Consider the following 12,381-nt stretch of genomic DNA (forward strand, 5'->3'; position numbering starts at 1 on the left):
ATAAGGACAAGGACTTTTTTTAATTTCAACGGCGCCTAATATCCTGAGTTAGGTTCTTTCACTGCACGATATCCGATTTGTACATAAATATTGGCTTTGTTCACCCTCGTAATATTCATCCTGTTCACTATAATAATCTTCTTCTACTGTCCCGTTCATAGTGTGAAGTCTATAATTAAATCACTGCCACCATAATGACAGGTTATTACAACCAGAGAAACAACAAAAAAGGGGAGCTGCTTATGAAAATGTCTGAAGTCCGCACGAATAGAGCGTTGTACAGTAAACTGTTAATAAGTATTACCCTGTGCATATCTTTGACTCTTATAGGCTCCACCTTAATTTATTATACTTACTACATTAAAGTAGAAAAAACAGAAGCCTTTCGTTCGGACCTCAGGAATCTAACCCAAACGAGCAGTGAAGTCGTAAATATGACAGGAGTAGCCCAATCACTTTCCTTTCAGATCTACCGCAACAGTACGATATCCAAAATAGTATTTTATGATAAGCCGGACATTTATGATGTCACTTCCGCCATGTCGGAGCTCGGTAATTATTTGAACTCCATGCCCTATATTGAATCCATATATGTTTATAATCCGGATAACGAGAGAGTATACATCGCATCCTCCCATGGGCAGAACGGCGTTTTTAATGAGAAGGAACTTGAGGATCAGGGCATTCTCTATATTCTCGATCATTATCAAGATAATAAACCGTTTATGCCGATTCCCCGTATCTATCCAAGTAATGAAAAAAGAAGAGATAAAGTAAGCAGTTATACCTTCTTATGCTTTGATTCCATCGGCTGGGACAGATCTCTTAATTCTGCCGTGATCGTCAACATTTCCGCTCCCTGGATTAATAAGGAAATTACTAAGGACATTGATTCGAAAAGCACGACATTTATTCTTGAGGATCAAGGGAAATTCCTCTCCGCTGACAGCTTGGCTGAACTGGATTTATCTACAGATGAACATAAATGGATACAAGAGCAAATCAAGGGGAGCTCTGCGGGCTACTTTATTGCCCCGTTTAAAGGTGAAAAGTCATTGGTATCCTTCACCTCTCCTGACGATTTGAATTGGCAATATGTCCGAATCACTCCTTATGATGAGATCACCAAACATACAGATGATATCCGTAATGCAACTCTGCTTATGGCATTTGTCATTATAATAGCCGGTCTTGTACTATCACAGGTGGTATCCCGAAGGCTTTATATTCCGATTGACCGAATCGTCAACGAAATGAATGTACTTGAAACCGAGAAGCGCAACAGCATGTTTACGATCAAACAAAATATGTTGCGGGATTTCGTTCTAGGCTTAAAACCTTTACACACCATTCAACAAGTAGAGAAGCTGAGGCAATTGGGTATTCATTTCACATTTAATGAGGATTACCGGCTTGTGCTGCTCAGGATCGATAATTATGCCGAATATAGAGAGACAAGAAGTTCCTATCTGCTCGCCTATAAATTTGCCATCATGAATATTGCATCCGAAATATGCGGGCAAACCTACCGTGTAGAAACTGTAGATATGAATGACGACGGGATATTGATTCTGTTGAATATTATAGACCCGATTGAAGATACGGCTACAGAGTTAATTGAGACCCTGCTCCGGCAAATACAGCAAGCTTGTTTCGACTATCTCAAAATCGGCTTGACCTCAACCTACAGCCCTATTGATCAGAATCCCATGCAGTTGAACCAGCTTTATAAGCAATTACGTGAAGCTTCCAATCATCGGTTATTTCTCGGACATGGCAGCATTATAAATGCAAATTCCATAAGCGTTCTGAAGTCCAATGTCTACCACTACCCTACAGAAAAAGAAAAGAAGTTTACGGAAGCACTAATGAGCTGTAAAACAGAAGAAGCCCGCCAATATTTTTCAGACATTATCCGTGGAACAGAGCATTTTCCTTTTCATGCTGTACAGTTAGCCGTTTCTAGACTCAGCCTAACGGTGAAAGATATCATCAGCAACATTCAGAAGCGTAACCAGTTACACAGCCAGGCTGAACCGGAACTCCCATCTATTGAGGCCATTGAAACCATTTCAGAGCTTGAAGAAGCGTACTTCACATTATTCAGCGAAATCCAAGAGAAGCTGGCGGATAAAAAGAATTCTAAGCAGCATGAGTTAATACGACAAATTGATCAAAAGATAACGGATTCTTATATGGATTCTAATCTAAGTTTGAACCAGATCGCTGATGCGCTAAATATGTCTCCGATTTATATCAGCCGATTATATAAGCAGCAAACGATGTCGAGTATCGTGGATGTTATCTTGGAAGTACGTATGCGTGAAGTGTGCTCCTTATTGGAGAATACAGATTTATCAGTCACTGCAGTAGCAGAACAATGCGGCTTCACCAGCAGCTCCTACCTGCACCGGATGTTTAAACGAAGCTTCGGCATTACACCAACAGACTATCGTCGCACAAAAAAGAGCTGAACTTAAATAAGACGGCTGTTCCGATGGGGCGGAACAGCCGTCTTATTTATGGATTATTTAATTCCTTTTTGCTCTGCATACGCCAGCCATTGTTTCGTCCATTCTGCCTGAATCTTCTCCAGTCCGGCTTGTTTAGCCTTCTGCATGAATGTTTCTAATCCCTTTTCTACATCCTCTACCAGTCCGGCTTGCAACGGATACAGGTATTGTTTCTCCACCTGCTCCAGAGCAGCTTTCTCACCTTGGTACGAAGTGTAGTCTTCAGCAAAACCTAAGAACAGGTCAGGCTTTTGGATTTTGTCTAATTCATCGAAGATGGCTTTAACTCCGTCAAAGCTCTTGTCAAAGAGCATAAATTCCGGATTTCTCCAAGCCCAGCCATTCATGGCTTCGCGGCTGAAACCATTCGACTGACTGGTTCCGACCAGCTTATAGTAGCCGCCTTCAACGGTGTAGTTTTTACCTTCAAAACCATATTCGGTCAGCTGGTTATAACGTTTATCCAATACAAGCTTTTCATAGAAAGCGAGTGCTCTTTCAGGGTTTTTACTGCTCTTTGCAATAGCAAAGCCGTTGTGTACCGGGTGTACTGGTGTTGCATAACCGGTAGTTCTTGCGAACGGAGAATATCCAAGTTCCCATTCGGGATGCGTAGTGCTAATTGACATAGCCGATTCATTATAACGGGTAGGATTGTCTCCAAATATGGAGGCTGCTTTCCCGGATGTTAAAGGGTCCTGCAGTGTATCTTTGACGTTAAGCACGTTTTTTGAGATAAAGCCTTTGTCCTGCCAGCGCTTCATGGTCAGCAGCTCTTCTTTTTGCTCATCGGAGCCCCAGTATGAATACACCTCAGTAGGTGATTCGTACTTCGCACCAATACCGTACGGTAATGCGCCCACCATTTTATTCAATTCAGTGTAAATATAATGAAGATTATTACGAACATCACCGTTTAAAGAAATAGGTATCATGTCAGGTTCATTTTTCTTAATTCCATCCATGTAAGCCTCATAACTAGCTAAATCAGTCGGCTCCGGCAAATTATATTTTTTTCGCAAATCCTCCCGCCATACAAAACCATTCGTAACATACTCTTTATACGTCGCCGGTACGGTATAGATTTTACCGTCAACCTTTACGTCCTCCCACATGGAAGCAGGCACGAATTTTTGCAGCTCAGGCGCCGCTGTCGGCAGCAGATCATCTATAGCCATGAAAGCACCTTTTTTAGCAAAGGCTTGATATTGTGTCCAGTCCGCTGTGAAAATCAGGTCAATAGCCTGCCCTGAGGAAAGCAGCAGCTTATACTTTTGATCCCAGTCCGTCCAGCTTGTATAGTTGAATTTTACAGTAGCATTTAAGTCTTCAAGGGCCATTTTGTTAATCTCCGCTTCGACTGCCGGCAGATCCTTAGGAGCATCCCCTAGCATATAGAGTTGGAGTTGAACTTTTTTAGAGGTATCGATACCTGTTTTTGCTTCAGTAGTTGGGCTGTTGCTTGCCTTCCCTGCGTTTTCTCCGCTAGACGAATTGCCACCGTTGTTTCCACCGCATCCTGCCAGTAGCGAAATTGCGAGTACCATTGTTAACATAACAACCGACCGCTTACCTGCTTTCTTTCTCATATGAAGCCTCCCTTTTCCTTATTATAAATCTATGTCAGCCGAATGACGGTTTAAATTACGTTACCGCCTGCTCGGTTCTAACCTTTTACCGCTCCGATCGTCAAGCCCTTAACAAAATAACGCTGGATGAACGGATAAAGAAGCAAAATGGGTCCTGTTACTACGATAGCCATGGCCATTTTGGTGGATTCGGTCGGCAGATCGCCTCCCAGACTCACACCGGTACCGGCTCCCATGTTGGCCATAAACGCTGCTGAGTTGATCACATTGTACAGATGGAATTGGAGCTGGTACTTATGCGGATCATTGATGAACAACGAAGACGTGAACCAGTCATTCCAGTAATGAAGAGCCAGAAACAACCCTACGGTTGCGATGCCGGGCATCGAAAGCTGCAATACGATCCGCCAGTATATTTTGAAATCTCCTGCTCCGTCAATTTTAGCGGATTCGAATAACTCCTCAGGAACAGCTGAGCGGATAAAATTCTTCATCAATATGATTAGAAAAGGGGTCATAAGGCCCGGAAAAATAAGCGCCATATACGAGTCAGTCATGTGCAGATATTTGGTCATCATAATGTACCAAGGCACAAGACCCCCGCCGAACAAGGTTGTGAAATAGATGTAGAAGGAAAAGATATTCCGATACTTAAAGTCCTTACGTGCCAAGACATAGCCAGCCATGGTCATTAGAAACAAGCCGGTTGTGGTACCCACAATGGTAGTGAAAAAGGTGACTCCATAAGCGCGTAAGACCTCATCAGGGAACCGGAAAACTGTTTTGTAGCCCTCTAGAGAGAACTTCGCCGGTATTAGGTGATAGCCGTCCTTTATGATGGATTCATTTGCAGAAAATGAGGCCGATAGGATAAGCAAGAACGGAAGCAGGCAAGCTATCGAACCTAAGATCACCACGACATATGCAATGATCTGAAGAATTTTCGTGTATTTATCGTCTTTGATTTGCATTTCCATCTTCTTTCCTCCTAGAACAGAGCGTAGTCATCATTTATTTTGCGGATAATATAGTTCACCGTCATAATCAGAACAAACCCGAAAAGTGATTGATATAGACCCGCTGCAGTAGCCATACCGATATCAAAGGTAACTTTAAGAGAACGGAATACATAGGTGTCGAGAATATCGGTTGTATTGTAAAGAACACCGTTGTTGCCAATCAATTGGTAAAATAGGTCAAACTGACCTTTCATAATACTGCCCAGAGAGAAAAGAAGAAGAACAACAAAAGTGGATTTTAGCATTGGAACCGTGATGTACCATATCCGCTGAAATATATGCGCACCATCAATTTTGGCTGCTTCATAATATTCTTCACTGATGCCTGTAATGGAAGCAAGGTATATAACCATGCTGTAACCTAAGTTCTTCCACAAGTAAAATAGAATAATCAGGAAAATCCAAACGACAGGCTTATTGTAGACATCCACAGGATCGGCACCGAATTGTGCCAGTAACGTATTAAGGAAACCGTTCTCATAATTGAAAACATTATAGACAATAACGCTTAGAATAACGAAAGATACAAAGTACGGAAGAAACATGATGGACTGGGTCAATTTCTTAAACCATTTAATACGCAGCTCACTGAGCAAAATAGCGCATACGATAGCCAGGACGTTACCCAGAAAGATAAATGCCAAATTGTACCCGATTGTATTTAAGGTAAGCCTCAATAAAGTACCCGACTTCCATAAAAATTCGAAGTTCCGTAATCCCACAAATGGAGCATTAAATAAACTTGAATTGAAATCAAACTGCGTGAAGGCATAATACACTCCAATCATCGGGAAGTACGCATTCAACAAAAAGAAAATTAGTGCCGGTAACAGCATCAGGAACAGAATACGATTGGTTATCAATTCATGGAAGAAACCTTTTTTCTTCTTTTTCTTAGCACCCGTCCAGGTCTGTTCGTCAGGCGGTATTAATTGCCGACTGCCTTTCAATGGAAGTTCTATCGCGAGCGGTATTCCACCCTTCGGCTTACGATGTCTCAAAACACTCACTCTCCTATACTTTTATATATAGTGCAGAAGCCGTTTTGGGCCGCTGTCTGGACAGTAGATGTCTCCGCCCAACTCATGTCTTGAGTATAGAAAAGCAGGTTTACGATGAATAGTGAAGCTTAGCAGCCTTTTTGTATTAACCGGATATATGGAGGCTGAACATTTCAAACTTTTGTGCAATATCCTTGTTTTTCTATGCAAAATAGCCCTAGTCCCTTTCAAATGACGAAAGGAGCTAAGGCTTTCTGCTTGTAATAGCTTTAATATTCGATCGTTATTAATGGTAACCCTATCGTAATACGGCTAATTCCCTTGTCAGTAACTTGATGAATAGCTGTTTGCAGGGCTACCTTTTGTTCTCCACTTACTACGGAATGCTGTAAAGCAGATGTAGTATATGAATGGCTGGCCGTAGTTGCATCCTCGTATCTTTCCTGTACTGTGAGCTTGGGCAGTTGTGCCTTCATATTCTTCTCCGTTAACAGCAGTGCTTGCCGAGGGTCTCCCTGCTCCTTCGAAACGCCCTGAAGTGAAGTGTTCCACTCTGCTGTAATCCCGGCTTCCTTCAATTTCGTGCCGGCTTGTTCAGCTGCAGCTTGTAAATCCGAAGCATTTATCAAATCAGCAGTTTCCAAGGTTATGATCACATAACTGCTATCTTCCCCAAGCTCAGTCCAAAGCAGAGTGGTTGTAAATCCGGTACTTCCTGCAGTCGAACGGTACGTAAGATGCTCCTTCCCGTCTTCCCGGCTAACCTCTCCCAATCCAAGTTCGGAGGATAAATTAGTTGCTGCAAGACCTGCTGTATGACCCGAACCGTTATATTCCCCCTGCCATTTTACAACAAGACGAAGGGGGGAACCGGGTGCTGTAACACTTTTACCTATAGAAGTCAGGAGAGGCATTGATCTTTGTAATTCGACCGACTGGCTCTCTTGTCCAACCTGGCCTCGAAAACCTGCCAGCAGCAATGTAGTAGAGCAGAGAATGAACACCAACAGAATTCCTTTAATACCGCCCCTCATAATCTAACACCCTCTCAATCCGATCTATCAATCTACTAAATAGGATACCCGCTTTACAAGATTTTATTCGGAGGTTCAATTTTCCAATACGCCTGCACGCAAAAAAACCGGCCCCCTAATACTCTGGCCAGTTTCTATACGGTTCCGATACGGTTTCGATCTATGCCTTCAATTTACTCTGCCAATCCATTTTTATAAGCATAAATAGCGGCTTGGGTTCGATCTTCCACATCCAGCTTCGCCAATATATTCGTCACATGAAATTTAACAGTCTTGATTCCGATAATGAGCACATCTGCAATATCCTGATTGGATTTTCCCTGAGCCAAAAGCTTCAATACTTCCATTTCCCGATCCGTAAGCTCTTTATGGGCAGCGGTTTGACCCATGGCATCCGTGCGGAACCGATTCATCATCTTGGAAGCAACCTGCGAGACCAGTACGGATTGACCTCTCGCTGCCGCGCGGATTGCATCTGCGACCTCACTCGCCCGTGAAGTTTTTAACAAATAACTGAAAGCGCCGGCTTCAATGACCGGATACATTTTTGCATCGTCCAAGTAGCTTGTTAATACTATGACTTTACATTCAGGGTAGAGCTTCATAAGCTGCCGGGTTGCCTCAATGCCATCCATACCGTCCATCACCAGATCCATAAGCACTACATCCGGTTTATATTCCTGGGCTAGACGTATGCCTTCCTCACCGCTTCCGGCCTCACCTACAACTTCGATCCCGTCTTCAGTACCCAGTACAGCTGCCAATCCAATCCGTACCATTTCATGATCATCTACCAGTAGTACTTTAATCGAAGTATCTGTCTCCATGGTTCCCCTGTCCTCCTATTCATTAACTAACGGAACTGTAATCTCAATTCGCGTCCCCTTGCCCGGAGCTGTTATGAAATGAATGGAGCCCCCCGTCTCGATGATACGCTCCTGCATATTCGACAGACCATAGGATGTCTTCTTGCTCTCGTCCATCTCAAATCCGATCCCGTCGTCCCGAAGAGACATACGTACCGTATCTCCCCGGCGTTGAAGGCGTATCTCCAGTTTATTGGCCTTCGCATGCCTTAACGTATTTGAGATCGCTTCCTGCACAATACGGAAGAAGTGATTCTCTACACCTTTTAGTAGATGCACCTCGGGGTCCATCTCGAACAAAATTTCGATCGGAACCTTCTCTTTAAGCTCCCTGATCAGCTCCTGCAGTCCTTGTTCCAGCCCTTTGCCTTCCAGGTAGACAGGCCTTAAATGCAGTAGCAGAGCTCTCATCTCCGACTGGGCTACAGCAGACATCTCTTCAATTAGTGCAATCTGCCGCTGAGCCTTGTCAAAGTCCTTCTCCAGCGTACGGCCAACGGCTGTCGCTGTCATAGAAATCGCAAATAATTGTTGGGAAACCGCATCATGCAGCTCACGCGCCAGTCGTTGCCGTTCACCCATAATGGCCGACACTCGCGCCTGCTCTGCCAATTGTGCGTTATGTGTAGATAACCTCTGAAGCGTAGTTACCTGGTTCTCCCATTTACCGCTAATCCGTCCCAATTGTTCTCCAAGCCTGCCCAGCTCATCATCACCAAGCTCCGGCATGGACAGGGTAAGATTACCCTTCTCCCATAACAGCAGCGTCTCCCGCAGCCGTTCTAGCTTACGCTTAACGCGGAAGCTCTGGTAGAAGCCAAACCCGATCCCAAAACCTATCGGCAACACAACCAGAGTAAGGGCAGTCCTCAGACCAATCTCCCAATTCTGAAAGGGCCGTAAATAGCCGTATGTATACATAATGTAAAGGATTACAAGCAGCATGACAAAGGAAAAAAGAGCCCCCTCTCCCATGCTGCGCGATACCATGTTTGCGTTCTTTTGTGTTCCCACTCGGGGGCCCTCCCTTCTCAATCCATAATCCTAGGTAACCCGTACATCCAGATCTCCCATTAAGTACGAGATGCTAAGCTTAACTTTATTCTCACTGGTGTCATAATTAGAGGACTTCCAATTTAGCTTGTTCAGCATGCCCGTATCGCGCTGGTTGCCGAATTCAATGGATCCGAATAACACAAAAGCCTCAATCTCTACCCCATAATTCTCCGAAAGATGGATATCAATATCTCCAAAAATCCCTTGAAATAAAAGTACCGTTTCTTTATCCTCAGCCATCGCCAGCGACAAGTCAAGATCCGCTTCGCCCAGTACATGCCAGGCGCTCAGACTTTTCATTACCCAAGGTGACTGATCCCAGTCAAAGCTGGAAGAGAAGTTCTGCTTCTGAATAAATCCGCTCTTATGCTGCAGCTTTCTGGATTTCGTAAAAAACATTCCCAAGGAGATTAGACATATACCAAGTACCAGTACTAAGTGGTTCAACATCAGCATTACTGCACCAATCCCGAGCAGAGTGTAGCCTTGTTTGATTCTTCCCGACGTAACTCGGTAAATACCAAGCAGCAAGAACAGAAGTGCGACTATGGAAAAAAAGCCGATCCATCTGCCAAAAATCATCAAGCAGCCTACTCCGATCAGTCCTATGGCAATTATACGGCTCCGCTTATCCATCTCGCACCTCCTAAAAGTTATAAAGCCCGGTGAATAACGTCATTACGAGGAACGTTTGGACTTTCGGCCGCTGTTGTTCCCAGATTTCTTGATTTGGACCGCTCTTCGCGGTTGAAATCCGGGAACAAAGGCGAGCGCTAACGCTCCTCCAGTTCCAAACTTCCTCTACATGACTTTTAACCGGCTTATATTATACATTTACAAGCTAGTAAGCTTAAACGTTCGGAAAAGCCATGCCGGTATGGAATTTCCACACGGTATGGCTTTACCTAGTTTAGCATATCATACTAGCCTGTAATTGTGGAACAGGCTTTATTCTTCTTTTTTCTCCAAGGACGGTGCTGCTGGTGAATCATTCAGCTTGTTTCTCAATGCGGCAAGCTGTTCTTCCACTTTCAGTTGTTTCTCGGCATCAATAGGGTTGCTGTAGGCAGCTGCCGAAGGACTGTATGGGGCACGCATAACATCAGCTTCTGCTTCAAGCTGCATAATCTTTTCTTCCATACGGTGGAAGCCTAGGGATGCACTGCCGCTTTCAATGGAATGTACGCTGCTGATCTGCGACATTTGCTTTTTAGCTTTAGCCATTTGGGCACGGGATACAAGCTCATTGCGCTTGTTACGCAGTTTATAGAATTCATCCTTCATTTCATGCAGCTGTTGCACCAATTCCTTGGCTTGTATTTCCGCTTGCCCATGAAGCTCGCTGTATTCTACTTGCTTTTGGTCAAAATAGATTTTCTCCTCAAGCAGCTTGCGTGTAACTTCCTCTTGCCCGTTCTTCAAGGCCAGCTCTGCTTGTGCTCCGCGTTGTGCGGACATCTTAGCAGCTTCATCAACACGTTGCTTCATACGGCGTTCATTCGCCATCTGCTTCGCTACAGTTACCTCCGCCTCGTGAATTTCAGCCTCCATATCGCGTAGATATTGGTTAAGCATCACAATTGGGTCCTCTACCTTATCTAACATGTCGTTTACCGATGCTTTAGTCATATCTTTAAGTCTTTTGAAAACTCCCATAATTTACACTTCTCCCTTCTCGTATTTAGACAGTTTTTGTTTGAGTTCTTCTACTTCTTTTTTAAGCGCCTTTTTCTCAATGTCCTTCATCATGGCATCTAATCCAGAGTCCGGAGCTGTATAGGCATTTTGTTTGTCAAAGTTAGGTGCTGGGTTAGACTGGCGTCCGCAACCGCCGGAACGTCCTTGACCATAGGGTCCATAAGCCTGCTCAGGTCTTTCCGTGTAATACCCGCCATAGCCATTGCCTTGCATCCCGGGGCCAGCACCAAAAGGATTATATTGTGTAGGCTCCTTCGGAATAACGAGCGCTGCGATGAAGTATACCGGAATTACCGCCCCCCCTGTAAAAGGAATGCTTACTACCAGCAGAATACGTAGCAGCGTGGAGTCGATTCCGAGCGTTTCAGACAATCCACCGGCCAGGCCTGTCATCACTTTGTCACGGGTTGAACGATACAATCGGGTCATTGTGCTACTCCTTTCTGTCATTGTTCAACTTTTCCTTTAGACGTGCTAATTCTCTTTCGAGGACTGTAGCCACAGTCTCTCCTGCCTGTACAGCATACTCTTGCCCCATACGTCGCAAGTCACTCAGACTCTTTGCTTCCAGCTCCCAATCACTCATACGGTCTTCCAGACGACCGAACATTTTGGGTACATCGCCGCCGTTGCCAAATGCACCGGCTCTTTGATTCATGCGCTGTTGCAATCGTAACGATTCCATGCGAGCGGCATAATATTGGCGTTTGCTATATACATTCTGATATTCCATTTTCAGCTCGTTCAGCTGACCCTCAAGGTCAAACAGTGATTGCTGGCTCTGCTCCAAAAGTCCGCTGTACTGCTCCAGCTTTTCCTCGTGAATAATTTTTTCCTGCAGGGCCAGCTTTGCCAAATGATCCTCACCGGCTTTTAGTGCAAGGAGTGCCTGCTCTTCACGTTTATTTCTCATTGCAGTGGCTTGATTTACTTGCTGCTGCAGCTGCTTAGTGTGAGAAGCATATTGTTGATACAACCTCTCGGCCTCTCCAATTTCATCACGTGTAGTATGAAGGAATTGATCGATCAGCTTCACCGGGTCTTGGCTTTGCTCCAGTCGTTCATTTAGATTAGCTACGGTTATATCCCGCATGCGACGAAAAACGCTCATATTTTCCTGCTCCCTCCTTACTTTTACTTTCGATTACTTATTCGTTCCCATTAGTAAGTACTTCTTCTCTTGCCCTTCAAAACTGAGATGCCCCATACGATCAATCCCAGACCAAGCAAAGGTCCAATCAACCAAGCAAGCTTGGAGATTAAAGCCATAATACCGATGAAAAGCACGATCCAACCAATAACTTTGCGTCCGCTCTTAATCCCGTAATACCCGAGAACCACCAGCAATACCGGGAACAACAGTCTGAAGATTCCGTGAATCAGAGGAAGCGCGATACCCATCAGCATAATTGCGCCGAGTACAATAAATACAATCGCCAATCCATTTCCTTTTCTACTTTGCATTTTTTCTCACCGCCTTTCGTTAACCTCAACCTTATAGTCTTATTCTAGATCAATCCCAAGCTTTTCAAAACAGACCGTGGACGGTTTTATGTACTGGACCTTAGGCGGGGAGACTCTACGACTGCAGACCACAAAAGGGCT

At 44.4% G+C, this 12,381-nt stretch carries 12 protein-coding genes; 1 reads left to right on the plus strand and 11 read right to left on the minus strand.

Annotated features, from left to right (window positions below; all coding sequences use genetic code 11):
• Window positions 1-242 precede the first annotated feature (242 nt).
• Window positions 243-2,474, plus strand: coding sequence for a helix-turn-helix domain-containing protein (locus PWYN_RS01585; RefSeq protein WP_240479653.1), 2,232 nt, complete (start codon window positions 243-245; stop codon window positions 2,472-2,474).
• Window positions 2,475-2,527: 53 nt separating this feature from the next.
• Here PWYN_RS01585 and PWYN_RS01590 read toward each other — a convergent pair whose 3' ends face one another.
• The 11 genes from PWYN_RS01590 to PWYN_RS01640 all read right to left on the minus strand — a co-directional run bounded on the left by PWYN_RS01590 (window position 2,528) and on the right by PWYN_RS01640 (window position 12,240).
• Entirely contained in the window at window positions 2,528-4,102 is a 1,575-nt protein-coding gene (locus PWYN_RS01590; protein WP_036647692.1) for an extracellular solute-binding protein, read from the minus strand.
• A gap of 77 nt (window positions 4,103-4,179) precedes the next feature.
• Window positions 4,180-5,073, minus strand: a complete 894-nt coding sequence (locus PWYN_RS01595) for a carbohydrate ABC transporter permease (RefSeq protein ID WP_036648229.1) — start codon at window positions 5,071-5,073, stop codon at window positions 4,180-4,182.
• A gap of 17 nt (window positions 5,074-5,090) precedes the next feature.
• A complete protein-coding gene (locus PWYN_RS01600; RefSeq protein ID WP_084146566.1) occupies window positions 5,091-5,957 on the minus strand; it encodes an ABC transporter permease in 867 nt (288 codons plus the stop codon).
• 434 nt (window positions 5,958-6,391) lie between these two features.
• Complete coding sequence (locus PWYN_RS01605) at window positions 6,392-7,156, minus strand: YwmB family TATA-box binding protein (protein WP_036647695.1); 765 nt, start codon at window positions 7,154-7,156, stop codon at window positions 6,392-6,394.
• 173 nt (window positions 7,157-7,329) lie between these two features.
• The gene (locus PWYN_RS01610; RefSeq protein WP_036647698.1) at window positions 7,330-7,983 is read right to left on the minus strand and encodes a response regulator transcription factor; all 654 of its coding nucleotides are present in this window, start codon (window positions 7,981-7,983) and stop codon (window positions 7,330-7,332) included.
• Window positions 7,984-7,998: 15 nt separating this feature from the next.
• Window positions 7,999-9,036, minus strand: a complete 1,038-nt coding sequence (locus PWYN_RS01615) for a sensor histidine kinase (RefSeq protein ID WP_036648231.1) — start codon at window positions 9,034-9,036, stop codon at window positions 7,999-8,001.
• 30 nt (window positions 9,037-9,066) lie between these two features.
• Window positions 9,067-9,714, minus strand: coding sequence for a cell wall-active antibiotics response protein LiaF (liaF, locus tag PWYN_RS01620; protein ID WP_036647700.1), 648 nt, complete (start codon window positions 9,712-9,714; stop codon window positions 9,067-9,069).
• Between the two features lie 312 nt (window positions 9,715-10,026).
• Window positions 10,027-10,734, minus strand: coding sequence for a PspA/IM30 family protein (locus tag PWYN_RS01625; protein ID WP_036647702.1), 708 nt, complete (start codon window positions 10,732-10,734; stop codon window positions 10,027-10,029).
• A 3-nt stretch (window positions 10,735-10,737) separates the two neighbouring features.
• Window positions 10,738-11,205 carry a PspC domain-containing protein gene (locus PWYN_RS01630; RefSeq protein ID WP_036647703.1) on the minus strand — a complete coding sequence of 156 codons (468 nt, stop codon included), beginning with the start codon at window positions 11,203-11,205 and terminating at the stop codon, window positions 10,738-10,740.
• Window positions 11,206-11,209: 4 nt separating this feature from the next.
• Window positions 11,210-11,887, minus strand: coding sequence for a PspA/IM30 family protein (locus PWYN_RS01635; RefSeq protein ID WP_036647705.1), 678 nt, complete (start codon window positions 11,885-11,887; stop codon window positions 11,210-11,212).
• 50 nt (window positions 11,888-11,937) lie between these two features.
• The gene (locus PWYN_RS01640; protein WP_036647708.1) at window positions 11,938-12,240 is read right to left on the minus strand and encodes a hypothetical protein; all 303 of its coding nucleotides are present in this window, start codon (window positions 12,238-12,240) and stop codon (window positions 11,938-11,940) included.
• Between the last annotated feature and the right edge of the window lie 141 nt (window positions 12,241-12,381).

The organism is Paenibacillus wynnii (assembly GCF_000757885.1).
Taxonomy (GTDB): domain Bacteria; phylum Bacillota; class Bacilli; order Paenibacillales; family Paenibacillaceae; genus Paenibacillus_AQ; species Paenibacillus_AQ wynnii.